Annotated in this window: 22 protein-coding genes; 9 read left to right on the forward strand and 13 right to left on the reverse strand. The window is 65.0% G+C overall.

What is annotated here, in order from left to right; translation table 11 throughout:
* Positions 1-73: 73 nt before the first annotated feature.
* From KYT87_RS11280 to KYT87_RS29780, 9 genes are all read left to right on the forward strand, one after another.
* Positions 74-2,062 carry a methyl-accepting chemotaxis protein gene (locus KYT87_RS11280; RefSeq protein WP_219992254.1) on the forward strand — a complete coding sequence of 663 codons (1,989 nt, stop codon included), beginning with the start codon at positions 74-76 and terminating at the stop codon, positions 2,060-2,062.
* Positions 2,063-2,172: 110 nt separating this feature from the next.
* Entirely contained in the window at positions 2,173-4,038 is a 1,866-nt protein-coding gene (locus KYT87_RS11285) for a methyl-accepting chemotaxis protein (protein ID WP_219992255.1), read from the forward strand.
* A gap of 29 nt (positions 4,039-4,067) precedes the next feature.
* Positions 4,068-4,535, forward strand: a complete 468-nt coding sequence (locus tag KYT87_RS11290) for a hypothetical protein (protein ID WP_046807735.1) — start codon at positions 4,068-4,070, stop codon at positions 4,533-4,535.
* A 138-nt stretch (positions 4,536-4,673) separates the two neighbouring features.
* Complete coding sequence (locus tag KYT87_RS11295; RefSeq protein ID WP_046807734.1) at positions 4,674-6,404, forward strand: methyl-accepting chemotaxis protein; 1,731 nt, start codon at positions 4,674-4,676, stop codon at positions 6,402-6,404.
* Between the two features lie 352 nt (positions 6,405-6,756).
* Complete coding sequence (locus KYT87_RS11300) at positions 6,757-8,352, forward strand: PAS domain-containing methyl-accepting chemotaxis protein (RefSeq protein WP_120155000.1); 1,596 nt, start codon at positions 6,757-6,759, stop codon at positions 8,350-8,352.
* A gap of 84 nt (positions 8,353-8,436) precedes the next feature.
* Entirely contained in the window at positions 8,437-10,974 is a 2,538-nt protein-coding gene (locus KYT87_RS11305; protein ID WP_219992256.1) for a type VI secretion system Vgr family protein, read from the forward strand.
* Positions 10,971-12,683 carry a triacylglycerol lipase gene (locus tag KYT87_RS11310; RefSeq protein ID WP_219992257.1) on the forward strand — a complete coding sequence of 571 codons (1,713 nt, stop codon included), beginning with the start codon at positions 10,971-10,973 and terminating at the stop codon, positions 12,681-12,683. Before KYT87_RS11305 ends, KYT87_RS11310 begins: the two co-directional genes overlap by 4 nt.
* A gap of 95 nt (positions 12,684-12,778) precedes the next feature.
* Positions 12,779-13,729, forward strand: a complete 951-nt coding sequence (locus tag KYT87_RS29775; protein ID WP_255594076.1) for a T6SS immunity protein Tli4 family protein — start codon at positions 12,779-12,781, stop codon at positions 13,727-13,729.
* A gap of 259 nt (positions 13,730-13,988) precedes the next feature.
* Positions 13,989-14,939 carry a T6SS immunity protein Tli4 family protein gene (locus KYT87_RS29780; RefSeq protein ID WP_255594077.1) on the forward strand — a complete coding sequence of 317 codons (951 nt, stop codon included), beginning with the start codon at positions 13,989-13,991 and terminating at the stop codon, positions 14,937-14,939.
* 97 nt (positions 14,940-15,036) lie between these two features.
* Here the strand turns inward: KYT87_RS29780 and fliR are convergent, their stop codons facing one another.
* From fliR to fliF, 13 genes are all read right to left on the reverse strand, one after another.
* On the reverse strand, positions 15,037-15,825 hold the full coding sequence (gene fliR / locus KYT87_RS11325; protein WP_046807478.1) for a flagellar biosynthetic protein FliR: 789 nt from the start codon (positions 15,823-15,825) through the stop codon (positions 15,037-15,039).
* Between the two features lie 34 nt (positions 15,826-15,859).
* A complete protein-coding gene (gene fliQ, locus KYT87_RS11330; RefSeq protein WP_006219058.1) occupies positions 15,860-16,129 on the reverse strand; it encodes a flagellar biosynthesis protein FliQ in 270 nt (89 codons plus the stop codon).
* A 16-nt stretch (positions 16,130-16,145) separates the two neighbouring features.
* Complete coding sequence (gene fliP, locus KYT87_RS11335; protein WP_082134665.1) at positions 16,146-16,937, reverse strand: flagellar type III secretion system pore protein FliP; 792 nt, start codon at positions 16,935-16,937, stop codon at positions 16,146-16,148.
* A gap of 27 nt (positions 16,938-16,964) precedes the next feature.
* Positions 16,965-17,288, reverse strand: a complete 324-nt coding sequence (gene fliO / locus KYT87_RS11340; RefSeq protein WP_006219060.1) for a flagellar biosynthetic protein FliO — start codon at positions 17,286-17,288, stop codon at positions 16,965-16,967.
* Between the two features lie 12 nt (positions 17,289-17,300).
* Positions 17,301-17,861: a flagellar motor switch protein FliN gene (gene fliN, locus KYT87_RS11345; RefSeq protein WP_219992258.1), complete on the reverse strand. Its 561-nt coding sequence runs from the start codon at positions 17,859-17,861 to the stop codon at positions 17,301-17,303.
* On the reverse strand, positions 17,854-18,861 hold the full coding sequence (gene fliM / locus KYT87_RS11350; protein WP_046807476.1) for a flagellar motor switch protein FliM: 1,008 nt from the start codon (positions 18,859-18,861) through the stop codon (positions 17,854-17,856). Before fliM ends, fliN begins: the two co-directional genes overlap by 8 nt.
* A gap of 2 nt (positions 18,862-18,863) precedes the next feature.
* Positions 18,864-19,481 carry a flagellar basal body-associated FliL family protein gene (locus KYT87_RS11355; protein WP_104145628.1) on the reverse strand — a complete coding sequence of 206 codons (618 nt, stop codon included), beginning with the start codon at positions 19,479-19,481 and terminating at the stop codon, positions 18,864-18,866.
* A 170-nt stretch (positions 19,482-19,651) separates the two neighbouring features.
* On the reverse strand, positions 19,652-21,034 hold the full coding sequence (locus KYT87_RS11360; RefSeq protein ID WP_219992259.1) for a flagellar hook-length control protein FliK: 1,383 nt from the start codon (positions 21,032-21,034) through the stop codon (positions 19,652-19,654).
* A 24-nt stretch (positions 21,035-21,058) separates the two neighbouring features.
* A complete protein-coding gene (gene fliJ, locus KYT87_RS11365; RefSeq protein WP_046807473.1) occupies positions 21,059-21,508 on the reverse strand; it encodes a flagellar export protein FliJ in 450 nt (149 codons plus the stop codon).
* A complete protein-coding gene (gene fliI / locus KYT87_RS11370) occupies positions 21,501-22,934 on the reverse strand; it encodes a flagellar protein export ATPase FliI (RefSeq protein WP_162941321.1) in 1,434 nt (477 codons plus the stop codon). Before fliI ends, fliJ begins: the two co-directional genes overlap by 8 nt.
* A gap of 62 nt (positions 22,935-22,996) precedes the next feature.
* A complete protein-coding gene (fliH, locus tag KYT87_RS11375) occupies positions 22,997-23,740 on the reverse strand; it encodes a flagellar assembly protein FliH (RefSeq protein WP_046807472.1) in 744 nt (247 codons plus the stop codon).
* Entirely contained in the window at positions 23,733-24,743 is a 1,011-nt protein-coding gene (gene fliG / locus KYT87_RS11380) for a flagellar motor switch protein FliG (RefSeq protein WP_046807471.1), read from the reverse strand. The genes fliH and fliG overlap by 8 nt, the downstream gene beginning before the upstream one ends.
* Complete coding sequence (gene fliF / locus KYT87_RS11385) at positions 24,733-26,412, reverse strand: flagellar basal-body MS-ring/collar protein FliF (RefSeq protein WP_219992260.1); 1,680 nt, start codon at positions 26,410-26,412, stop codon at positions 24,733-24,735. The genes fliG and fliF overlap by 11 nt, the downstream gene beginning before the upstream one ends.
* Positions 26,413-26,469 lie beyond the last annotated feature (57 nt).

Below are 26,469 nucleotides of genomic sequence, written 5' to 3' on the forward strand. Positions count from 1 at the left end.
AAGGGCCGGGGCGTCCGTGGTTGCGTTCAGGGTAGGTTGTGTCGTTTCACGTTGCTTAACGCTCGGGTATTTCATGCTTGTCAATTTGAAAGTCCGCACCTGTATCGTCCTGGTGCTGTTGCTCTTCACGGCCGCCATGTTCGCGTCGAACGGCGTGGCGTGGATGGGGCTCAATTCCAGCAACGCCAAGCTGGAACAGGTCAATGACGCCTATTCCAATCAGGCGACCCAGCTCAATCGCGCGTACGCCGCATTCCTGCGTGGCCGCTTGCTGCTGGCCAATTCGCTGATGGACATGCAGCAGGGCAAGACCGAGCAGGCCACCTCGCAGGCCAAGCGCGCCGACGCGCTGATGCAGGAAGGCAACCAACAGCTGGACGCCTTCCGCAAAAACCCCCGCATGCCGGGCTCGGACGCCGTGGTTCAAAAGCTGGAAGCCGGCTACAAGCAGTTCGAAGACGTCTACAAGCGTCAGGCCGCCGCGCTGGCGAACCTGGCCATTCAAGATTATCTGGACCTGAACGATGCCGGAGGTGCCGCCAACACGGCGTTCCGCGAAGGCGTGTATGGCGTCTTGCAGTTTGTCGATGCGCGCACCGACGAATTGGTGGTGCAGGCCGAGGTCGACCACCGCATCTCGCGCACGGTCACCATTGCACTGCTGGCCATTTCGCTGCTGTTGGCGCTGGGCTGCTGGCTGTTCATTAACCGCACCGTGCTGCGTCCGCTGCATCAGGCGGGCGAGCACTTCGACAAGATTTCCGGTGGCGACTTCACGGGCCGTATCGACGTGCGCAGCACCAATGAAATCGGCCAGCTGTTTGCCGCCATCAAGCGCATGCAGGAAAGCCTGACGCGCACGGTGGCCACGGTGCGCCGTGGCGTGGACGAGATCAACGTGGGCGCGCGGGAAATTTCCGCCGGCAACACCGACCTGTCCAGCCGTACGGAACAACAGGCCGCCTCGCTGGAAGAAACCGCTGCGTCGATGGAGCAACTGGCGTCCACCGTCAAGCAGAACGCCGACAACGCTCGCCAGGCCAATCAGCTGGCTGCCAGCGCGTCGGACGTGGCCGAGCGCGGTGGTTCGGCGGTGTCGGAAGTGGTCAGCACGATGCAGGGCATTTCCGCCAGCTCGCGCAAGATCTCGGAAATCGTTTCCGTCATTGATGGCATCGCGTTCCAGACCAACATCCTGGCGCTGAACGCCGCCGTGGAAGCGGCGCGCGCGGGTGAGCAGGGCAAGGGCTTTGCGGTGGTGGCGGGCGAAGTGCGCTCGCTGGCGCAGCGCAGCGCGCAGGCCGCCAAGGAAATCAAGGGCTTGATCGAAGACTCCGTCAACAAGGTTGGCGCGGGTTCGCAGCAGGTCGAACGCGCAGGCGCGACGATGCAGGAAATCGTGGCCTCCGTGAAGCGCGTGACGGACATCATGGGCGAGATCTCGGCCGCGTCGGAAGAACAATCCAGCGGCATCGACCAGGTCAACCGCGCCGTCTCGCAGATGGACGAAGTGACGCAGCAGAACGCGGCGCTGGTGGAAGAAGCGGCCGCTGCGGCGGGCTCGCTGCAAGAGCAGGCCCAACGCCTGGCGGAAGCCGTGGCGGTGTTCAAGATCAATGCGGGCGAAGTCATCGAAGTGCCGGCGCGTCAACTTGCCGCGCAGCAAAGCGCGCCGCGCGTGTCGTCGCCGCAATCGCCGCCGCAAGCTTCCACCCACGCCCGCGCATCGACCCCGTCATCGACTGCCCCTCGCGCCTCTGCCGCGCGCCTGGCCAAGCCGATGCCGGCCGCTGCCGAACCGGCAACGCAAGAGTCGGACGACGAATACGAAGCGCCGACGCAGCCCGCACCCGCCCCGGCGGCCGCGCCTGCGCCTGCGCCGCGCAAGACCCAGGTGGCGCGCCCCAAGCCGGCGGCTACCGCCGCCACGGTGGTGCGCCCGTTGCGCCGCCCGGCGACGCGCGCTGATGGCGCCGGCGCGGGCGGAGCGGCAACGTCGCCCTCCGCGCCCGCCGCCAGCCGCCGTCCGCCGCCCGCGGATGATGATTGGGAGTCCTTCTGACGCAACCCACGTCAGTGCATTGAACAGGCAGTCGATTACGAACAGTACCCCCCCTTTACGGACCGGCGGCCACAGCGTGCCGCCGGGACGACTACCGGAACTCTTGGAACATGTTTAGCAATCTGAAGGTGCGCACGGGCTTGATGCTCGCTCAGTTGGCAGTTGCCCTGGCCGCACTGGTTGCAATTGGTTTGGGCTGGAACAGCATGCAGGCCAGTGCTGTCACGATCAACGCGCTGGATTCGCTGAGCGTGCAGCAAAGCAATTTGATCAAGGACGCGTACACGCAGATGTTGCGCGCCACGATCCGTGCGGATATCGCCGCTGCGCAACGTGCGGCGGGCGACGCGAACGGCGCCGCCGACAACTCGCGCACCGTGCAGCAACTGATCGGCGATGCGAACAAGAAGATGGAAGCGTTCAAGGCCGTGCCCAAGCTCACGACCATGGGCAAGACGGCGGAAGGCGAGCTGATTGCGACGTTCAACGCCTTCTCGGGGGCCTTGCAGGCCATGATGGGCGCGCTGGACAAGGGCGACGCCGCGACGTACCTGACGCTGAAGAACACCAAGGCGGGCGCCGCCAGCGGTGCGTTCTTCAAGCAGCTGAGCGATTTCGCCGGCAACATCAATACCTTCAGCGAACAAGAAGTGCAGGCCGCGCGCTCGCAGGCGTCCACGATGACGTTTGTGTACCTGGGCCTGGCCGCGTTGATCCTGGCTGTGTCGCTGGGCGCCTTCCTGTTCATGAACCGCGTCATCCTGCGCCCCTTGCGCGCCGTCAGCGAGAGCTTTGACAAGATCGCGGGCGGCGACCTGACCGTGCGCGTGGAAGCCACCTCGTCCAATGAAATTGGCCATTTGATGGCGGCGGTCAAGCGCATGCAGGAAAGCCTGACGCGCACCGTGTCGGCCGTGCGCCGTGGCGTGGACGAAATCAACGTGGGCTCGCGTGAAATCTCCGCCGGCAACACGGACCTGTCCAGCCGCACCGAGCAGCAAGCCGCTTCCTTGCAGGAAACCGCCGCGTCGATGGAACAGCTGGCGTCCACGGTGAAGCAAAACGCCGACAACGCGCGCCAGGCCAACCAGTTGGCCGCCAGCGCGTCGGACGTGGCGGAGCGAGGCGGTTCGGCGGTGTCGGAAGTGGTCAACACCATGCACGACATTTCGGCCAGCTCGCGCAAGATCTCGGAAATCGTTTCCGTTATTGATGGCATCGCCTTCCAGACCAACATCCTGGCGCTGAACGCCGCCGTGGAAGCGGCGCGCGCGGGCGAGCAGGGCAAGGGCTTTGCCGTGGTGGCGGGCGAAGTGCGCTCGCTGGCGCAGCGCAGCGCGCAGGCCGCCAAGGAAATCAAGGGCTTGATCGAAGACTCCGTCAACAAGGTTGGCGCGGGTTCGCAGCAGGTCGAACGCGCAGGCGCGACCATGCAGGAAATCGTCGCGTCGGTGAAACGCGTGACGGACATCATGGGTGAGATCTCGGCGGCCTCGGACGAGCAGTCCAGCGGCATCGACCAGGTCAACCGCGCCGTGTCGCAGATGGACGAAGTGACGCAGCAGAACGCGGCGCTGGTGGAAGAAGCCGCCGCGGCGGCCGGTTCGCTGCAAGAGCAGGCCGAGCGCCTGGTCCAGGCCGTGGCCGTGTTCAAGATCAATGCGGGTGAAGTCATCGAAGTGCCGGCTCGCCAGCTGGCGCAGCAGCAACCGCAGCGTCGCGCGCCGCGCGTGGCCGCGCCGGCTGCCGCGCCCGAGGCGCCCGCCGAAGCGCCGGCACCCGCGCGCGCCGCGCCGGCCGTGCGCCTGACGCATGCCACGCGAGCCAAGCCGGCCGCCGCCGCTGAAGGCGCCACCGCGACACGTCCGGTGCGTCGTCCGGCACCGCGCGCCGCCGCCCCGGCAGGTGAGGCCAAACCGGCCCCCGCGCCGAGCCGCCGCACCGCGCCGTCCGACGACGACTGGGAATCTTTTTGATGCCGGCGCAGCCGGCGAACAGGTAAGGTATGCGAGGCTATAGACATCTTCTGGCGGCCGCCGCCATCGCGTTGTTGCTGGGCGGCTGCGCGGCCACGGGTCATAACTTTGATCCGGGCAAGCTGGGCACCCTGACCCCGGGCCAGACGACGCTGGAAGAAGCCTCGCGCGCGCTCACCGCGCCGCCTGACAAGCTATACAGACAGACCGACGGCACGCAGCTTGCCCTCTGGTCCTTCAAGATCACGTTTGTCGCCGATGGGCTGTACAGCCGCAAGGAAGCGCTGTTGCAGTTCGGCCCGGATGGTCGCTTGATGCGGCTGGTCGACAGCACCAATATTCTGCTGGAACCTTGGGAACGCCAGAAGTTGCTGGGCCCCGCGCCCATGCCCGACGTGCGTCAGGACTGGGCGCAGCCCGTGGCCGAACCCGAGGTCCAAACCATCTACATACCTGGTCCGGGCGAACCGGCCGTGTTGGCGCCGAAAGGCAAGTAGCGCTGGAAATCCGGTAGAGAGCATTGCGGCTCACGCCGCAATGTACGTCGCCTTGAATGTACCCGCCGTGTAACAGGGCGTGTCCACAAGGTGGTTTTTCATTTGGTCAGAGCAGTTCCTGAGGGATGGGGAAATAATATGGAAGCGAGTCTCGAATCCGGCGCAAAGGCCGGCAAAGGCGGCAAGAAAAAGGCCGCGCGCGCACCCAAGGTGAAACGCAAGCTACGGCTGCGCGACGCCCGCGTCGGCACGATGCTGCTGTGGGTCATGGCGTTCTTCGCGATCTTGATCGCGGCCGTCGGCGGTCTGGCGGCATTCTTCTTGCAGCACAATTACGAGTCCATCCGCGAAGTCAACGCGCTGACCGAACGTGCCAAGCAGGTCGAGGTCATTAACAGCGACATGCTGCGCGCCCGCGTCAGCCTGATGGTGGCCGCGCGCCACTTGCAGGAATCGGGCTGGGGCAGCGGCGAGAACTCGGCACGCGATGCAGCCGCCGCGCTCAAGGGCGCCACGGACCTGCTGACGGGCGTGCGCAGCCGCTTCTCGGACTTCCAGAAAAACATGCTTCAGGACGACACCGGCCGCCAGCTGTCGATGAACCTGGTGCGCCGCTATCGCTCGTACATTGACGACGGCGTCGACACGATGGTCGAAGCCCTGCGCAGCGAAGACTATTCAACGTTCTACATGGTGAACAACGAATACGGCACGCCGCGCAGCGCCGCCTTCATCGAGGCGATCAGCGACTTCAGCAAGTACATCGGCGACCAGCAGCAAGCCACGATCGACCAGGCCGAAGCCAACTTCAACCGCGCCATGGTTGCCGTGGGCGTCGCCGTGGGCCTGGCCCTGCTGTTGATGGTGTTCTGCCGCATCCTGTTCGGCCGCCTGGTGGTGCGCCCCTTGGTGGAAGCCGGCCAGCACTTCGACAAGATCGCCGCCGGCGACCTGACCAGCCGCGTGGAAGTCAAATCGCATAATGAAATCGGCCAGCTGATGGCTGCCGTCAAGCGCATGCAGGAAAGCCTGTCGCGTACGGTGGCGACGGTGCGCCGTGGCGTGGACGAGATCACCGTAGGTTCGCGCGAGATCGCGGCCGGCAACACCGACTTGTCCAGCCGCACGGAAGAGCAGGCGGCATCGCTGGAAGAAACCGCCGCGTCGATGGAAGAACTGGCATCTACCGTGAAGCAGAACGCCGACAACGCGCGCCAGGCCAATCAATTGGCCGCCAGCGCGTCGGACGTGGCCGAGCGCGGTGGTTCGGCGGTGTCGGAAGTGGTCAGCACGATGCAGGGCATTTCCGCCAGCTCGCGCAAGATCTCGGAAATCGTGTCCGTCATCGATGGCATTGCATTCCAGACCAACATCCTGGCGCTGAACGCCGCCGTGGAAGCGGCGCGTGCCGGCGAGCAAGGCAAGGGCTTTGCGGTGGTGGCGGGCGAAGTGCGCTCGTTGGCCCAGCGCAGCGCGCAGGCCGCCAAAGAAATCAAGGGCTTGATCGAAGACTCGGTGCACAAGGTTGGCGCGGGTTCGCAGCAGGTGGAACGCGCCGGTGCAACGATGCAGGAAATCGTGGCCTCGGTGAAGCGCGTGACGGACATCATGGGCGAGATCTCGGCCGCATCGGAAGAGCAGTCCAGCGGCATCGACCAGGTTAACCGCGCCGTCTCGCAGATGGATGAAGTGACGCAGCAGAACGCGGCGCTGGTGGAAGAAGCGGCGGCTGCCGCCGGTTCGCTGCAAGATCAGGCGCATCGCCTGGCCGAAGCCGTGGCCGTGTTCAAGATCAACGCGGGCGAAGTCATTGAAGTGCCCGCGCATCAACTCAGCGGCTACGCGTCGCCGACGTTGACGCAGGGCTGATCGCCACCGACTTCCCGCCGGGGCACGCCTCGGCGGGAACTTCATGCTGGACGGCGTCACGATGCAATGTCGTGACGTTGCAATGCTGTGACGTCGCCATGCTGTGACGTCGCAATGCTCTGACGTGCCCGCGCCCAAGCGGCGAATTAATACGCACGTTAAGTTTTCGAAAATAAGTCCGTTAATAACAATAACGCCTGGGGAAGGGCGGTGAACAGTGTTTGACGATAGGGCGGCGCTCGCGGCGCGTCCATCGGACAAACCGGGCGGGGACAGGTTTATCCGGGGCGTTACGGCCGGTTTGCTCGCTGCTAATCATTCGCTGCTCTATAGATGTCACTGGAGACTAGCTGTGCGCGTAAACCTACCCATCAACGATGTGGAAACCAAGCTGCGCGAGGATCAGTACCTGATCTCGCGCACCGACACCAAGGGCCGCATCGTTTACGCGAACCCGGCTTTTGTCGAAGTCAGCGGATTTACCCGCGAAGAACTGATCGGCAAGCCGCACAACATCGTGCGCCATCCCGACATGCCGCCCGAAGCCTACGCAGATCTGTGGGAAACGCTGGAAGCCGGCGAGTCGTGGTTGGGCCTTGTCAAGAATCGTCGCAAGGACGGTGGCTACTACTGGGTGCTGGCCAACGCCACGCCCATCGTCGAGAACGACGAAGTGGTGGCGTATTCGTCCGTGCGCGTGCGCCCGTCCGACGAACAGATCGAGATGGCAGAAGATCTCTACGCCCGCATCCGCGAGGGCACGGCACGCGGCGTCCGCATCAAGCGCGGACGGCCGGTGCGCGCTGGTTGGCGGCGTGGCCTGGACGTGATCGCGTTTCCGTTCCGGCGCAGCGTGCGCAGCCGTATGTTCCGTCATGCCCTGGTGTCCGCGGGCATCGTGGCGGGCGCGGGCGCCTATGGCCTGCACGCCAATTGGGACAGCTTGGGCGTGTGGGGCGCCGGCCTGGGTTGCGGGGTGATCGCGTTGGGCGTGATGGCCATTTTCGGCATGGGCTGGAGCTTGTCGCGGTCGCTGCTGGACCCGATGCAGGATGCCGCCAACATGGCGCGCCAGGTGGCCGCCGGCAATCTCACCACGCAGATCATCGCGGACTCGGATGACGAAGTCGGCAGCTTGAAGTTCTCGCTGGAAGTCATGCGCAAGAGCCTGATCGGCATCGCGCAGGACGTCTATCGCGGCATTGAGGGCACGACGCATGCGGCCGTGCACATCGCGCGCGGCAACCAGGAACTGGCCGGCCGCACGGAAGGGCAGGCGTCTTCCTTGCAGCAGACGGCCGCCAGCATGGAGCAGCTGACGTCCACCGTGCGCCAGAACGCGGACAACGCACGTCAAGCCAACCAATTGGCGGCCAGCAGCATGGACGTGGCGCGGCGCGGTGGCGTGGCGGTGGGCCAGGTGGTGGACACCATGCACGGCATTTCGGCCAGCTCGCGCAAGATCGCCGACATCGTCAGCATCATCGAAGGCATTGCGTTCCAGACCAACATCCTGGCGTTGAACGCTGCCGTGGAAGCGGCCCGCGCCGGCGAAACCGGCAAGGGTTTCGCGGTGGTGGCGGGCGAAGTGCGCAGCCTGGCGCAAAAGAGCGCGCAGGCGGCCAAGGAGATCAAGGGGTTGATCGAGGATTCCGTGGACCGCGTGTCGGAAGGTTCGGCGCAGGCCGAGCAGGCGGGCGCGACGATGGAAGAAATCGTGGCCGCCGTCAATCGGGTCACCGACATCATCGGCGAGATCTCGCAAGCGTCCCAAGAGCAGTCCAGCGGCATCGAGCAGGTCGATACCGCCGTGTCGCAGATGGACGTAATGACCGTGCAGAACACGGCGCTGGTGCAGGAACTGGGCGGTGCGGTGATGCAGCTGGGCACGCAGTCCGGCGCGCTGCGCGAGACGATTCGCGTCTTCCGCCTGACAGGGCAGCCGTAGCCTTTTTCGTAAGCCTCCTATAGACGCGCGGCGCCTACGCTGCGCACACTGGCCCCTCTCATTGGATTCGTCCTGGAGGGGCCAGTGTCTTTGCAGGCGCACATTTATCGTTTTACGTTCACGCCCGCCAGTGGCGCGGCATTCGACGTCATTGAATTCACGCTGGACGAGGCGCTGTCCGAGACGTATCGGCTATGCGTGGAGTTGTCCAGCTTTGATCCCGCGGTGGATTTCGGCGCCTTGCTGGATCAGCCCGCGCTGTTCACGATATGGCGCGGGGCGGTGGCTATGCGGCACGTGCACGGCGTCGTCACCGAATTTGTTCAAGGCGACACGGGCTTTCGGCGCACGCGGTACCGGCTGGTGCTGGAACCGTCATTGGCGCGCGCCGCGCTGTGTTCCGATTGGCGCATCTACCAGCATCTGTCCGCGCCCGAGATCCTGGCCGACGTCATCAAACGGCAGGGGATTTCCGACTACGAACAGGTGACGACGCAGGAACACCTGCCGCGCGAATATTGCGTGCAGGCAGGCGACACGGACTTGGCGTTTATCGACAGGCTGGCGGCCGAGGAAGGCTATTTCTATCGCTATGCGCATTCGGAGCATGGGCACCGCCTGATTCATGGCGACCGGATTTATATCCACGGCGAGATCGCGGGCGGGCCGGTGGTTTACAACCCGATGCCGGGAGGCGATCAGGCAGAACCGGCGTTGCATCGGTTTTCTTATGCCGAGCGCGTGCGCACCGCCGTGCAGACTCAGCGCGACTACACCTACACGCATCCGCGCTACAGCCAGGAACATTCGCCGGTTGCATCGGATCTTTCTCATCAGGATGCCCGCTACGAACGTTACGACTACCCCGGCCGCTACAAGCGCGACGAGGCGGGCCAGCCGTTTACCCTGGCCCGTTTGCTGGGACACCGCCGCGATGCGCGCGTTGCACTGGTCGAAGGGGATGACGCGCGCTTGATTCCTGGCGTGGCGTTCGATCTTGTCGGTCATCCTCGCGAAGACTGGAACCACGGTTGGCGACCCGTGCGGATGCAACATCGGGGCGTGCAGCCGTCGAGCCAGGAAGAAGAAGGATCGGGATCGCAGGGGGGGACACAATACCGCTACACCGCTGAACTGGTGCCCGACAAGGTCGATTGGAAGCCCGAGCCCTTACCCAATCCCCGCATCGACGGCCACCAGATGGCCACGGTGGTTGGCCCGCCCAATGAAGAAATCTATTGCGACGACTGGGGCCGCGTCAAAGTCCAATTCCCGTGGGATCGCGTAGGCGAGCACAACGAACATAGCTCGTGCTGGATTCGCGTATCGCAAAACTGGGCCGGTGCGCAGTGGGGTCACATGGCGATACCTCGCATCGGGCAAGAGGTCATCGTGCAATTCGCGAACGGCGACCCGGACCAGCCGCTGATAATCGGCAGAACTTTCCGAGCGACCAATCTGCCGCCCTATGAATTGCCACGGCACAACGTCCTGAACACCATCAAGAGCAAGGAATTCAGGGGCAATCGCGCCAACGAATTGCGCTTGGATGACACGTCCGCGCAGATCAGCGCGGCGTTGATGAGCGAACACGGCGACACGCAGCTGCATCTGGGGTATCTGACCCATCCGCGTCCAAGCGGTGGGCAAGCTCGCGGTGAAGGGTTCGAACTGCGCACGGATGAACATGGAGCGCTGCGGGCGGCGAAGGGATTGTTGCTGACGGCCGAGGCGCAACTGCACGCCAAGGGCGGGCAGCTGGACCGGTCCGATATCGTCGCGGCTTTGCAAGCGGCGCTGGAACTTGCCCGCAACCTGGGGGATTACGCCGAGAAGCACGAAGGCGTCGCCCACGACGCCCAGCCGCAGCAATCCCTGTCGGATGCGGTGCGCGACCTGGGCCACGGCGCCAATAACCAGTCGGACGGTAACGGCCTAGGCGACGTTGGCGCCATCGGCCTAAGCGCCCCAGCCGGCATCGCCGCCGCCACGCCGGCAGGCATCGTGATGTCGGCCGGGGGCAATGTGGACAGCGTCGCGCAACAGCATCAGCAGGTCAGCGCGGGCGACAAGATCGTGCTGAACGCGGGCGGCGATGTAGGCCTGTTCTCGCAAAGCGGCGCGCTGCGCCAGATCGCACATCAAGGCGAAATGCTGCTACAGGCGCAGCACAACGCCATTCGCATCCAGGCCGATCAAAGCGCGGAAATCACGTCCAGCCAACAACACGTGCTGGTCGCCGCCGACAAACACATCACGCTGTTGTGCGGCGGGGCGACGATCAAGATTGCCGACGGCAACATCGAACTGGGCATGCCGGGCACGTTTACGGTGAAGGCAGCGCAGCACGTTTTTTCGGGGCCAAGCAGCGCGTCAATGGAATTCAACACCTGGGACGCAACCCCGTTCGACGACGCCTACGTCGTACGAGACGCCGCCAGCCTAGAGCCGCTGGCGCACACCAAGGTGGAATTGCGCCGGGGTGACGGCGCCATCTTTCAGGTGGTCACCGACGCTCAGGGCCGCCTGCCCATGCAGCAGGATCTGTTGATGGACCTGGTCAGCATGCGCACCGTGTCGGCTGATTCCGACGCACAAGACAATCGCAAGGAAAACGCATGAAGCCGATGCTGCCCGATGACGAGGTGCTGATTCCGTGTACACGCGACGACCTGGGCCGGCGAGTGTATTCAACACGCCTGACGCCGACAGAAGACAAGCGCGACAAGGTGCTGCTTTGCTCCGTGCCGGCGCCGATACCGGTGGTGTTTCTGCCCGGGATCATGGGTACGAATTTGCGCAATAAAGCGACCAAGGCGTCGGTATGGCAACCGCCAAATACCAGCTTTTCAATCGCCGATATCTTTGGGCTGATTGCCGCGATCTTTACCTGGTGGAGCCGGGGTCCAAAGGTGCGTCAGAAGCTGCTGGATCCGGCGGCCGTCGAGGTGGACGGCAGCGGCCCGATCAGTCTGGGCGATTCTGGGCTAAACGCCGACGCGGCACGACGACGGGGGTGGGGCAGCGCTCACAAGATGTACTACCACCCGTTCCTGGCCCGCCTGGAACAACGGCTGGACAACATCTATCGCGCTCGAAAAATTCAGGAATGGTGGAACGAAGAAAGCCTGCGCGACCCCGCGGAATACGGCGAGGAACGGGGCCAGGTCACCGCGCTGACAGAAGATGAACTGATCCGCGCCGGCAAATACCAGTTCGACGTCTGGTGCGGCGGCTACAACTGGCTGCAATCCAATGCGGATTCCGCAGCAGACATCCGCGACTACATCGAAAACACGGTGCTCGCCCACTACCGCGAAGAAGGCGGGATCAGCGCCGAACAGGCCGACAGCATGAAGGTGATCCTGGTCACGCACTCGATGGGCGGCATCGTCAGCCGCGCGCTGACTCAGTTGCAGGGGTACGACCGCGTGCTAGGCGTAGTCCACGGCGTGCAGCCCGCCAGCGGCGCACCAGCGGCCTATCACCACATGCGCTGCGGTTACGAAGGCGCGGTTCAGATCATCCTGGGATCCAACGCCGGCGAGGTCACCGCAGTCGTGGGGCGTTCACCGGGCGGCCTGGAATTGCTACCCACGACGCAGCACCGAGGCGGCATGCCATGGCTGTTCCTGCGCGATGCCAAGGGGCAGGTGTTGAAAGACGCAGCCGGTGTTCCCCGCGCCTATCCGCAACGCGGGAATCCGTACGAAGAAATTTATAAAACCGAAGCGTGGTATGGCTTGGTGCCGGAGCAGAACACGAAGTATTTGAATATGTTGGAGAAATCGGAGGGATCGGTGACCACCGCAGACGCTAGAGAAGATTTTCAGCAACTGGTGATCGATGCGATGGGGTTTCAAAGCGCTTTAGCTGCCAGGGGATATCACGCGCACACCTATGCCCACTACGGCGCCGATGATGGCTTGCATAGCTGGCGCGAAGTTATTTGGCAAGGCGATCCCACTGCACTGGAGATGTTTGGTGCCAAACCCTGCGATGACGGTAACGGCAGTTACCAAGGTTTATTCGCACGCAGTCTTCCCAGATTGGTGCCGACCACGTCGGCGTGGACCGAGCAGGGTCAGGACACGCATGGAAGCGGCGGCGATGGCACCGTTTCAACCGACTCCGGTCGAATTCCCGGGAGGAGTGGCATCACGGCCAGTTTCCGGCATGGCAGTAAAGGCTATGGCGAATACAACAAAGAAAAAGGCTACGAGCATGCGGATAGCTATGTCGACGAACGCGCGCAATGGGCAGCGATATTTAGCGTGATCAAGATCGCGCAACTTGCAGATTGGCATCCTTCCGATAGGAGAAAGACGTGAATGCCGTGTTTCGAGCGTTGATTGCCGCTGGCGTGGCGGCTTCCCTTGCCCTTTCCGGGTGTACTTCCTTTTCAACCCGATCTCGGAGTTCCAACGTGAATAAAGATGAATGGATCACGCATTGCTTTGGCCGTTTCGCCATCGACCTGCCGCCGAATGCCGTGGTCAGACCGAGCTATCGTTTGTGGGGCATAAGCCTGGAAAAGCTGCAAGATCCGGCCTCTGCGATCGCGGGGATTCTCGATGCCCGAGAGCGTGAACTGAAGGCACAGCCTCATAGCATGAACGGTGGCAGTATGTTTGTGCGACGCATCGAGCTTGGCCCAGGGGCGCGGGGCATTTACTCCTGGTCCAGCGAATTTAGCTCGGTGATCTATCGCCTAGAGGCTTATGCCATTGCGGAACCCTCTGGTCAGGTATATCGCTGGCGACCAAAAATATCCCATGACCGCGAAGAGCGCGCGATGCAACGCGCAAAGACCTGGACCAGCAACCTGCGTTCACGCGAACCGCTGGAAATCCCGACCGACCCCGGCTTCTGCATCGACGGCGCCTTCATCGCCGGCAGCGCATTCCAAGTCGAAGACTTCGAGGTGGGCGTGACCTTTCCCAACCATCCCGGCGCGCAATTTCTATTCCGCTCCAGCACCGGCGCCGAAGAAAATCGCTTGCTGGAAAGGATGGGCGGCTTCCTGATGGGCGTCGCCAAGCTAGTCGCGGGCATGACCACCTTGCGCAAAGGCGAGCGCAACATTGGCCCGATCCAGGCCGAGGAATACGCCACGGCGGGCAGCCAGGAAGGGCAGCGGCTTTACTCCTTTACCTGGGAATCGCAAGGCAAGGATGACTCGATCACCGAGCCCAATCTAGCCGCGCAATTGGGTGTCCTGGAGCGCAACCGCGACAACCAAGGCAACCCGCCGCCGCCCGCGTTTGCATCGGACGCGGAGGCCGTGGCGTTATGGGACGCGATCGTCGAATCCATTCGCCTGCGTCCCGGCGCGGCGGGCGCGTCGTCAAGCCAGGGCAATGCGAGCACGGGGTGACGGCGGCGTCCGGTACGCCTTGTCCCTGGCCTGGCATCTGGAAGTGCGACGGCGCGGCGCAGGAACCTGAGCAGACCTTCATGCATGGCCAGATTTTGCCGCTGGTCGACGGGCGTGTAGTGCCGTGGCGGCTGGTCAAAGCGTTCTGATAGGCAGCGATATGAATCTTGTGTTTCGAGCATTGATTGCTGCTGGCGTGGCGGCTTCCCTGGCGCTGTCCGGTTGCACCGCTTTCCCGAGTCCATCTCGGAGCTCCACCGTGAACAAAGAAGGATGGATCACTCACTGCTTTGGTCGCTTCGCCATCGACCTGCCACCAAATGCCGTGGTCAGACCGAGCTATCGTCTATGGGGCGTAAGCCTGGAAAAACTGCAAGATCCGGCCTCTGCGATCGCGGGAATTCTCGATGCCCGAGAGCGTGAACTGAAGGCGCAGCCCCATAGCAAGACCGGTGGCAGTATGTTTGTGCGACGCATCGAGTTTGGCCCAGGGGCTAGGGGCATTTACTCCTGGTCCAGCAGAGTTAACTCGGAGGTCTATCGCCTAGAGGCTTATGCGATTGCTGAGCCTTCCCATCAGGTGTATCGCTCGCGACCAGAAATATCCTATGACCGCGAAGAGCGCGCGATGCAACGCGCAAAGACCTGGACCAGCAACCTGCGTTCACGCCAACCGCTGGAAATCCCGACCGACCCTGGCTTCTGCATCGACGGCGCCTTCATCGCCGGCAGCGCATTCCAAGTCGAAGACTTCGAGGTGGGCGTGACCTTTCCCAACCATCCCGGGGCGCAATTTCTATTCCGCTCCAGCACCGGCGCCGAAGAAAACCGCTTGCTGGAAAGAATGGGCGGCTTCCTGATGGGCGTTGCCAAGCTGGTCGCGGGCATGACCACCTTGCGCAAAGGCGAGCGCAACATCGGCCCGATCCAGGCCGAGGAATACGCCACGGCGGGCAGCCAGGAAGGACAGCGGCTTTACTCTTTTACCTGGAAATCGCAAGGCAAGGATGACTCGATCACCGAGCCCAATCTAGCCGCGCAGTTGGGTGTCCTGGAGCGCAACCGCGACAACCAAGGCAACCCGCCGCCGCCCGCGTTTGCATCGGACGCGGAGGCCGTGGCGTTATGGGACGCGATCGTCGAATCGATTCGCTTGCGTCCCGGCGCGGCGGGCGCCTCGTCAAGCCAGGGCAATGCGAGCACGGGGTGACGGCGGCGTCCGGTACGCCTTGTACCTGGCCTGGCATCTGGAAGTGCGACGGCGCGGCGCAGTCCTACCAACCCGCCAGCATCACAGGGGCAAGGCCCTACCGGCCCGCCAACGCATCCACCACGCGGCTCATTGCGCCCAACCCGGATTCGAATAGCGTTTCCAGGAACGGTCCCGCGTGGGGTAGCACCACCGTCAGCACGGTGACGCCGATGATGAGCGTGACCGGAAAGCCGACCGAGAACACGGACAGTTGCTGGGCGGCGCGGTTCAGGATGCCCATCGCCAGGTTGATGGTCAGCAGCGCGCAAATCAGCGGCAGTGCCAGCAGCAGGCCGGAGACGAAGACGGTCTTGCCCCATTCCACCACGACGCCCCAGCCGTTCTGGTGCAGCTGGATCGCCGCGACCGGCAGCGTGTCGAAGGATCGCACCAGGGCGGCCAGCACCAGCAGGTGGCCGTCCAGGGCCAGGAAGGTCAGCATGGCCACCATGTTGAACAGGCGCGACAGCACAGCGGTGTTGGCGCCGGCGCTGGGGTCGAAGAACGAGGCGAACGACAAGCCCATTTGCAGGCCGACGAATTCGCCGGCCGTCTGCACGGCGGCGAACACGATGCGCATCGTGAAGCCCATGGCGATGCCGATCAGCACCTGCTGCATCACCATCCACAGCCCGGCATACGAGCCCGGTGAGATCGGCGGCATGGGGTCCAGCGCGGGGCTTACCGCCACGGCCAGCACGAAAGACAGGCCGACCTTCACCTTGACGGGAACGGCGGATTCCGAGAACAGCGGCGCGGTGCCGATCAGCGCCAGGATACGCACGAAGGGCCAGAGAAACTGGCCGATCCAGCCGTTGAGCTGTTCGAGCGTGAAGGCGATCATGGGGAGACGTCCGGGGCCGGGCGGCGCGGGCCGCTCAGGACACCAGCATGGGAATCTGGCCGATCAGCTGCCGGATGTAGTCGACCATGACGCCGATGAGCCACGGGCCCAGCAGCACCAGCACGCCGCACATGGCCAGCAGCTTCGGAATGAACGACAGCGTCATTTCGTTGATCTGCGTGGCGGCCTGGAAGATGCTGATGACCAGGCCCACCACCAGCACCACCAGCAGCAGCGGGCCGGCCATCGCCAGGACGATCTTCATCGCCTGGTAGGCCATGGTCATGACGGTTTCCGCGGTCATGGCGATTGCTCCGGCGTTATTGGTAGAAGCTCTGGGCCAGAGAGCCCATCAGCAGGTTCCAGCCATCGGCCAGCACGAACAGCATCAGCTTGAACGGCAGCGCCACGGTCACGGGCGGCACCATCATCATGCCCAGCGCCATCAGCACGCTGGCCACCACCAGGTCGATGATCAGGAACGGGATGAAGATCGTGAAGCCGATCTGGAACGCCGTCTTCAATTCGCTGGTGATGAAGGCGGGCACCAGGATGCGCAAGGGCACCTGCGACGGGTCTTCCAGCGCGGGCTGCTTGGCCAGGTTGGCGAACAGCGACAGATCGTTCTCGCGGGTCTGGTGCAGCATGAACGTACGCAGCGGACCGGCGGCGCGTTCCACGGCGGTCTCGAACTGGATCGACCCTTCGGACAAGGGCTTGTAGGCGTCGGCGTAGATCTTGTCGAACACCGGCGACATCGTATAGAAGGTCAGGAACAGCGCCAGCCCGATCAGCACGTGGTTGGGCGGCGACATCGCCGTGCCCATCGCGCTACGCAACAGGCCCAGCACGATGATGATGCGGGTGAAGCCCGTCATCATCAGCAAGGCGGCCGGCAGGAACGACAAGGACGTCATCAGCAGCATCGTCTGCATGCTGAGCGAATACGTCTCCGAGCCGTTGGGGCCGGGGGTGGCCGTCAGGGCGGGCAGGGTGGCCTGGGCGACGACTCCGGCGGGAAAGAAGGCCAGGCCCAGCACCGCGGCGGCGGCCAGCAGGGGCAGCGCGCGCGGGCGAGCAGGCAGGAGTGTCGTGCGAGAGAGAAAGCTCATGGGTGTCGCAAAGATGCGCGTGTCGCGCTAGCGGCGCTTGAGCGCCTGGCCCAGCTTGGCCGCGAAGGCCGCGGCGGGCAAGGGCGAACCCTCCGGCATCTGGCCGGCGGGCAGGGTATGCAGCGTGGTGAGCTGGTTCGGGCCTACGCCCACCACCAGCCAGGTGTTGTCGATTTCAACGACGACGATGCTTTGGCGCGCCCCAACGGGCAGACTGGCCACTTGCTTGAGCAGGTTGCCGCCGCCGCGCTGGGTCAATCCGGCCCGCCGCGCCAGCCAGGCCGATACCAGGATGGCGGCCACCACCAGCACCAGGCCGATGATGACGCGCAGCAGGGCGGATTCAGTCATGGCGCCGGACTGCTAGCGGCGGTTGTTCAAGCGGTTGATCCGCTCGGACGGGGTGATGATGTCGGTCAGGCGGATGCCGTACTTGTCTTCCACAACCACGACTTCGCCTTGGGCGATGAGGTAGCCGTTCACGAAGATGTCCATCGGCTCGCCAGCCAGGCCGTCCAGCTCGACCACGGAACCCTGGCCCAGCTGGAGCAGGTTCTTGATGGTCAGGCGGGTGCGTCCCAGTTCAACCGTCAACTGGACGGGAACGTCCATGATCAGGTCGATGTCGGTACCGGTGCCGCTTGTGGCGCCGGCCAGCGGCTTGAACACCGACTGCGCTGCCGATTGCGCGGCGGGGGCAGCGGGGGCAGCGGCCGGTGCGGGAGCAGCCGGTGCCGGCGCGGGCGCCGGTGCCGCAGCAGCGGGCGCCGAGGCGGTTTGTTCAGCCATCGCGGCCGCCCAGTCGTCCTGCGGCTTTAAGCCGTCGGCTTGCGTGGGCGGGTTGGCGCGGGATTGTTCGGCGAGCGCGTCGGCCCAGTCGTCGGCCGGGGACGAGCCGGAGCCAGGCTCGTTCTTGTCAGTCATGGTCGGGGGCCTCGTTTGAATCGGTATCGTAGGTAAACATGTTCTGTACGCGTAGCGCGTACTGGCCGTTGAAGACGCCGTAGCCGCATTCCATCAGCGGCACGCCATCCACATTGGCAATGATGGTCTCGGGCACGTCCACGGGAAGGACGTCGCCCACCTTCAAATTCATCAGTTCGCGGATCGAGGACGGGATGCGCGCAAATTCCGCCACCACGTCGATATCGGCGCTGCGCACCTGGCGCGACAGCTGCTGCGACCAGCGCTGGTCAACTTCTTCCAACGTGGTTTCCTGCAGCGGCCGCGTCAGCAGATCGCGCACCGGCTCGATCATGGAATAGGGCAGGCAGATGTTCAGGTCGCCGCCGGTCGCGCCGAATTCGATATGGAACGAGGTGACGACCACCACTTCATTGTTGCCGGTGATGCTGGCGAACTTGGTGTGCATCTCCGAGCGCACGTACTCGAATTCGATCGGATAGACGGGGTCCCAGGACTTGCCGTAGCTTTCCAGGGTCAGGTTGAGCAGGCGCCGGATGATGCGCTGCTCGGTCGTGGTGAAGTCCCGGCCTTCGACGCGCGTGTGGTAGCGGCCATCGCCACCGAACAGGCTGTCGATAACCAGGAACACCAGGTTCGGGTCATACGTGAACAGTGCCGTGCCACGCAGCGGCTTCATCTGAATCATGTTCAGATTGCTGGGCACGGGCAGGTTGCGTTCAAAGTCCGCGTACTTCTGGATCTTGATCGAGCCGACGGTAATGTCGGCGCTGCGGCGCATGAAGTTCAACAGCACGTTGCGCATATGCCGCGCAAAGCGTTCGTTGATGAGCTCCAGCGTTTGCATGCGGCGGCGCACGACGCGCTCGGGCGAGCTCAGGTCGTAGGCACGCGCGCCATCATTGGAGTTCGCGGCCGCCGACTTGCTATCGCTCTCGCCGGTAACGCCGGCAAGCAGCGCATCGACTTCGTCCTGCGAAAGAAATGCCTCGTAGGCCATGCTTATTGCACCACGAACGCCGTGAACAGTACGTCGGTGACATACTGGCCGTCGGGCAACGGCGAGAACGGACGGTTGACCGCGACCTTGATCGCGTTGGCCATGTCGGTCTTGCCTTGCTGGGTCTGCACGCCGGTGGGCGATTGCGACGACAGCACCATCAGGATGCGGCTGCGCACTTCAGGCATGTACTTTTCCAGGCGCGTGCGGGTCTGCTCGTCGCTGACGCGCAGGGTCAGGCCCACGTGCATGATGCGTTCGGTGTCGGCGTTTTGCAGCGTGACGGTGAATGCTTCGATGGGCACGAAGATCGGCGCGGGCACGGCGATGGGGCCGGCGGGCGGCGCAACAAACGTGGTCGGGGTGGCTTGCGGGCCCTGGCCGGGCTGACCCGGCTGACCGGGTTGGCCGGGCTGGCCGCCGGGCACCTGGCCCACGCCCAATTGCACGGCAGCGCCGGCGGGCGGTTGCTGCATGCGCTGCGTGATGAACCAGGTTGCGCCGGCGCTGGCGCCTGCAACGATGAGCAGGACCAGAAGGCCCAGCAGCAGGCGAAGGACGCCGATGCCGCCGGATTTCTTGGCGCCCGACGGCGCGGTAATAGGTTTGGTAGTCGCCATCTCGGTTTCGATGCGTATTAAGCCGCTGGTGAAAACGGATTCTTAGTGGATGAAAGCATTCTGCCCCAAAGTGCGTCTCGCCTTGGAGGCGAAAAACAGGGCGAAAGCCGCGTATCTCAAGCTATTGCTGCACCGCCCGCTTCCGTTGCCGGTCGCGGGCCGCGTGTTTATCAGGCAAAGGTGTCGACCAGTGCGTTGGCGTTGCGCGACACCGTCACGGTGGGCGCGGCGATATCGGCCGATGCATCGGCAACCGCCGATCCATTGCCCGACTGCCGATGCGATCCGCCGTTGCCTTGTTGCTGTGCGAATTCCTGCTGCGCGGCCTGCTCGCCCACGCTGGTCTGGCCCAGCGAGATACCGGCTTGCGCCAGCGCCTGTTGCAGTTGCGGGATCGCGGTTTCGATGGCCTGGCGCACGGAGGCATGCGCCGACACGAACGACGCGCTGGCCACGCCATCCGACAGGTTCAGGCTGACGCGCAAGGGGCCCAGGTCGGGCGGGTCCAGGCGCAACTCGGCGGTCTGCATGCCCTGGCGTGCGTTGGTGCTCATCATGACGACCTGCTGGCCCAGCTCGGTGCCCCAATGCGTGCCGCCAACGGGCGTGGCGACCTGCATCACCAGCGGTACGGCCGGCGGGGCGATGGCGGCCTGGTTCACGACCGGCGCGGCCTGGCGCTGGCTGGCGGCGGCAAGCGCCTGGGCCAGGTTGTCCTGCGGCGTGGCGCCATGTTGCGGCGCCTGGAATTGCTGCGCGGTGCTATTCAGGGCGGCCGTCAATTCCTCTTCGGTGTGGGCGGGCAACGTCGTCGTGTGCTCGGCGGCAGCGGCGTGCGTGTCGCGCGCCACGCGCGGCAAGGGGATCTCGGGCGCCAGACGCGGCGCATCGGCCTTGGCCGTGGTGGGCGCGGCGGGCTTGGCGGCCGGCGCGGCGTCCGCTGCCGGGGGCACGGCGCTGCCCGGTTTGACGGCGCTGGTCAGGATGGGTTGCGCGGCCTGGGCGTCGCGCGCGGCGGCGGCTAGGGCAGCTTCGGCCTGGACGGCGGTGGCGGCAACCGGCGTGCGCGGGGTGGCGGGTGCATCGGCGGCGGTCAGCGCGGCGGTCAGGATGGCTGCGCCGTTGCTCATCGCGGTGGCGGCGGACTCGGCGGTGCCGCGTGCCAGCTGCACCTGTTCGGCGGCCTGCGCCGCCAGTTCCAGCGTTTGCTGCGGCAGCGCGGCAACCGGCTGCTGCGCGGCGGCCACGGCCAGCGCGCCGGCTTCGGCCGACGTGGCGGTCTTTACGGCTTCATCGATCGCGCCCGAGGCGGCCGATTCGGCCTTGCCGGCGGCGTCGTTGCCGGCGTCACCGGCGTTTGCATTCTTGGCGGGCGTTTTGGCGCCGTTGTTTGCGGGGCGCGAATCGGCGGACGGCTTCGGGCGCTGCTGGGCCAGCACGTCGGAAAAGCTCGGGCCTTTCTTGTTCGCGGGTGCGGACTTGGCACCCAGCGCGTCGGCGATGGACGTGGGCGCAAAAGGCGCGACGGTGGGCAAGGGCAGGGGAGCGGTCATCTGGGGCTTCCTGTTAGGTATTGCTTAATGCATCCCGGCCTGGCGCTGGACCAGGCGGGCGGAATATTCATCATTGGCGCGTTGTTCGCGGCGCGATTCCACGACGGCCTGCGCGCGCAGTTCGCGCTGCGCCAGGGCGTCGTACGAGCTGAGCTTGCGCTTTTCCTGTTGCCAGTACTGGCGGCCCTTGGCCAGGTTGTCATCGGCCTGGCGCAACACCGCCTGCTGCTGGCCGATGGCGTCGTCCAGGGTGCCGATAAAGCGCTGGTAGTTGTGGCAATCGCTGGCCGACATGCCGGTCGTCATGGCCTGTTGCAGACGTTCCAGGTAGTCCTGGCGATAGTCGCTCAACATACCCAGCTGGCGCTCGGCGTTGGTGCGTTCGGCGCTGAGGCGGCCCAACAGGCGCGCGGCTTCGTCCGTGCTTTCCTTGGCCAGGTTGATCAACATGTCCAAGGGCAATTGGCTAGGCATAGGTGTCCCTTAACTCGAAACTGGCGCGCAACTGGTTGACGGCTTCGTCGTAGCCGATGTTCTCGCCGATGTCTTGCTGCAAGAAGGCTTCCAGGCGCGGATAGCGGGCGATGGCTTCGTCCAGCTGCGGATCGTTGCCCGCCGCGTAGGCGCCCACCGCGATCAGGTCGCGGTTGCGCTGGTAGCGCGACAGGTTCTGCTTGAAGCGACGCACCACGGCGAATTGCTGCGGCGTGATCAGCGACGTCATGGCTCGCGAGATCGACGCCTCGATATCGATGGCGGGGTAGTGGCCGGCTTCGGCCAGATGGCGCGACAGCACTACGTGGCCGTCCAGGATGGCGCGGGCCGAATCGGCGATGGGGTCTTGCTGGTCGTCGCCTTCGGCCAACACCGTGTAGAACGCGGTGATGGAACCGGCCTTGCCGGACGGCCCCGGTGCACCCATGCCGGCGCGTTCGACCAGCATCGGCAGCTTGGCGAACACCGACGGCGGGTAGCCCTTGGTCGCGGGCGGCTCGCCGATGGCCAGCGCGATTTCGCGTTGGGCCATGGCGTAGCGCGTCAGCGAATCCATGATCAGCAAGACGTCCAGCCCCTGATCGCGAAAGTGCTCGGCCAGGCGCGTGGCATAGGCCGCGCCTTGCAGGCGCAGCAGCGCGGACACGTCGGCGGGCGCGGCCACGACGACCGAGCGCGCCAGGCCCTCGGGGCCCAGGTTGTGTTCGATGAATTCCTTGACTTCGCGGCCGCGTTCGCCGATCAGGCCCACGACGATGACGTCGGCCTTGGTGTAGCGGGCCATCATGCCCAGCAACACGGATTTACCCACGCCCGAACCGGCGAACAGGCCCATGCGCTGGCCGCGTCCCACCGTCAACAAACCGTTGATGGCGCGCACGCCCGTGTCCAGCACGGTGTCGATCGGCGCGCGCGACAAGGGGTTGATGGGCAGCGCGGACAAGGGCGCGAGTTCGGCGCCGGTCAGCGGGCCCAGCCCGTCCAGCGGGCGGCCCGCGCCGTCCAGCACGCGGCCCAGCAGCGCGTTGCCCACGGGCAGGTGGCGGCCCAGCTGCGGCTTGGCATTGCCATTCAATTCGGCCTTGCGCGGCAGCGGAATTGCGCGTTGCACGGGCGGCTCGCCGGGCACGACGCGCGCGCCGGGCGGCAGGCCGGAAATATCGGCTTGCGGCATCAGATACAAGGTGTGGCCATCAAAGCCCACCACTTCGGCATCGGCCCAGTGATCGTGGCCGCGCGCTATTTCAATGCGGGCGGCCGCGCCCACGGGCAGGCGCAGGCCGGTGGCATGCAGCACCAGACCGGTGGCGCGGGTGATTTTGCCGCTGACCAGCCAGGGGTCGGTGGACGCCGCGCGGATCGAACCGATCTCAAGCTGCGTCTTCCAGCGGTCCAGCACCGGCACCGTGCTCGCGGACGCGGCGGGCAGGGTGGGTTGGGCGGTCTGCGCCGAAGCCTGATCGCCGTTCACGCCGGGTCCTCCCACGACACGTTGCGGCCCAGCGAGGCCGCCACGCGGCGCCAGCGGGTTTGCAAGGTGGCGTCGATATCGCCAAAAGGCGTTTCGGCACGGCAGCCGCCGCGCGCGATGGACTCATCGGCCAGCACGCGCCAATGGCCTTCTTTCAGTTCGTCCGCCAGGTGCAGGCGGATCAGCTCGATGTCTTCGGGGTTGGCCCACAAACGCATCTGGCCGCCGGCCGACGGGTTGATGTGCAGCACATCGCGCACGGCGGCAATCACGGTGTCGGGTTGTTCGGACAGGGTGGTGCGCACGACCTGCTGCGCAATGTCCAGCGCCAGCGTCAGCAGGCTCTGGCCCATCTTTTCTTCCAGCGCGCCCACGGACGCGGCGCAGGCTTGCACCAGCGCGTTCAAGCGCTGCGCTTCCTCCGCGCCTTGCTGGCGCGCCTGGGCCAGCCCTTCGGCGTAACCGGCTTCGCGGCCCGCGGCGTACCCTGCTTCGTGGCCCGCCTGCTGGCCGGCTTCAACGCCGGCCGCATGGCCCTGCGCGTAGCCTTCCTCGCGACCTTCGGCCATGGCCTGGGCGCGCAGCTGCGCCATCACTACCGCGGGGTCCGGACCGGGATCGGGTTCCGGTTCGGGCTCCGCTTCGACGGTCGCCGGCTCGTCGAACGACAGCATCTGCCAGCGCCGCCAGGCGGCACTGCGCGAGATGAGCGTCGTCGCGCCGTTGTCCGCTTCAGACATACGCGTCGTCTCCGGAATTGCCCAGCACGATCTGGCCGCTCTCGGCCAGGCGGCGGGCGATTTGCAGGATCTTCTTCTGCTCGCCTTCCACCTTCGACATGCGGATGGGGCCTTGCGCTTCCAGGTCCTCGCGCAGCATTTCGGCGGCACGGCTGGACATGTTGCGCAGGAACTTCGCACGCAGCTCTTCCTGGGCACCCTTGAGCGCGACCATGAGCGTGTCGTTGTCGATTTCCTTGAGGATGAGCTGGATGGCGCGGTCTTCGACGTCCAGCAGGTTGTCGAACACGAACATCTCGTCGATGATCTTCTGTGCCAGGTCGTTGTCGCGTTCGCGCAGGCTGGCCACGACGGTTTCCTCGTCCGAGGAATTCATCATGTTCAGGATCTCGGCCGCGGTGCGCACGCCGCCCATCTTGCTGCGCTTGGCGCCTTGGCCGGCCAGCACGGAATTGAGCACTTCGGTCAGTTCGGACAGGGCAGCCGGCTGCACGCCGCCAAACGTGGCGATGCGCAGCATGACGTCGTTGCGCAGGCGGTCGGTCAACAAGGCCAGCACGCCGGCCGCGCGGTCGCGCTCCAGGTGCACCAGGATCGTTGCGATGATCTGCGGGTGCTCGTCGCCGATCAGTTCGGCCACGGTGTTCGGGTCCAGCCAGTTCAGCGCGTCGATGCCGCTGCCGCCGTCGCCGGCTTCCAGAATGTCTTCGATCAGGCCGGCCGCGCGGTCGCTGCCCAGCGCCTTGGTCAGCACGCTGCGGATGTAGTCGTCCGAGCCCAGGGTGACGGCCATGAACTGGTCGGCTTCCTGGCGGAATTCTTCCAGCACCACGGCCACGTCGTTGCGCGTGACCTGCTTCAGGCTGGCCATCGCGCCGCCCACCTGCTGCACTTCACGCGCGCTCAGGTACTTGAAGACCTCGGCTGCGGCGTCTTCGCCCAGCGACATCATCAGGACGGCGCTGCGCGTCATGCCGTCCATCGGAGTGGAATCATTTTTCATCTTTGCTCATCCAGGTGCGCAGAACCATCGCGACGGCGCGCGGATCCTTGTTGGCCATCGTGCGGGCGCGTTCCAGGTTGTCTTCGTAACGGCTAAGTTCCTTGCTGCGGGCGGCGTCCTGGGCCTCGCGAGCGGCTTCCTGACGCTCGGCTTCAGCCATTTCCGGATCCACCGGCGGGTACAGGTACTCGGTGACCGAGCGGCGAATCTTGCGATACAGCCAGAACGCAACCACCAGACCCACCAGCCACGCCAGGATCGTCTTGAACAGGGCAATCATTTCCGGATCGCGCCACATCGGCAGCGGCGGCGGGCCATCGTTGAACTGGCTGTTGACCAGGTTCAGCGAGTCGCCACGCGTTTCGGAATAGCCCATGGCTTCACGAACCAGGTTGGTCAGCTTGTTCAGTTCTTCGGGCGGCAGGGCTTGCGGCTCGCCGTCCTTGTCGCGGATGTAGTTCACCACCACAGCCACCGACAGGCGCTTCAGGTTGCCCACCGGCTGCTTGATGTGGCTGATGGTGCGGTCCACTTCATAGTTGGTGGTGGCGTCGCGGCGCTCGTTCAGGTTGGCCGTGGCCGCCTGGGTGCCGGTCTGCTGTTGTTGTTGCTGCTGTTGCTGGGCGCCGGCCGCGGCGGGCGGCTGGCCCGGGCGCGGCGGCTGCTGCGCGGGCGGGTTGGCCAGCGGCGCTTGCGCGTTGGGAGGCGCCTGGTTCGACAATGCACCCGGCACGCCCTGAGCGGGGCTGACGCCGCGCTGGGTGGAATCGCTGGTTTGCTGGCTGCGCACGGCGGCCTGGCCAGGTTCCTGGTTCGGGCGGTAGACCTCGGAGGTTTCTTCGCGGCGGGCGAAGTCCACGTCGGCGCTGGCTTGCGCGTGCACGTTGCCGGGGCCGACCAAGGGGTTCAGGATCGTCAGGATGCGTTCGACGGTGCGCTGTTCCATTTCGCGCACGAAGCGCATCTGGTCGGCGTCCATGCCGCGTCCTTCGCCCAGCGGCGCGGACAGCAGGCGGCCGTTCTGATCGACGATGGAGACGTTTTCGGCGGTCAGCTCGGGCACGCTGGAGGCCACCAGCCACGAAATCGCCGAGACCTGCGCGTCGCTCAGGCTGCGGCCCGGGTAGACATTCAGCAGCACGGACGCGGTGGGCGCCTGGCGTTCACGCACGAACAGCGACTGGCGCGGCATGGCCAGGTGCACGCGGGCGTGCTGCACGGTATTCATGGCTTCGATCGAACGGGCCAGCTCGCCTTCCAGACCGCGCTGGTAGTTGATCTGTTCCGCGAACTGGCTGGCGCCGAAGCGGGCGTTGTCCATCAGCTCGAAGCCGACGGAACCGCCGCGCGGCAAGCCTTGCGACGCCAGTTGCAGCCGGGCGTCGTAGACGCGGTCGGCCGGCACCAGCAGCGCGGTGCCCGTCTCGTTGTAGCGGTAGGGCACGTTCATGGTGCCCAGGGCCGTAACGATGGCACCGCCGTCGCGGTCGTCCAGGTTCGAGAACAGGACCTTGTACTTGGGCTCGCTGCTCCACATCACCGCGGCGATGATCAGCGCGACGACGGCGGCCGCCGCGCCAAGCAAGACGGGCTTGGGCAGTGCGCGGACCTTTTCCAGCACAGGGAACTTCGCCAGCAGCGACGAACTCAGAGTGGCCTGCTGATTCATCGACGGCTCCCGCTGGCTGCGCGGCGCAAGGAAAAGGACTTCATGTCTGGGTAGGGC

Source organism: Achromobacter sp. ES-001 (assembly GCF_019448355.1).
Taxonomy (GTDB): Bacteria; Pseudomonadota; Gammaproteobacteria; order Burkholderiales; family Burkholderiaceae_B; genus Achromobacter; species Achromobacter spanius_B.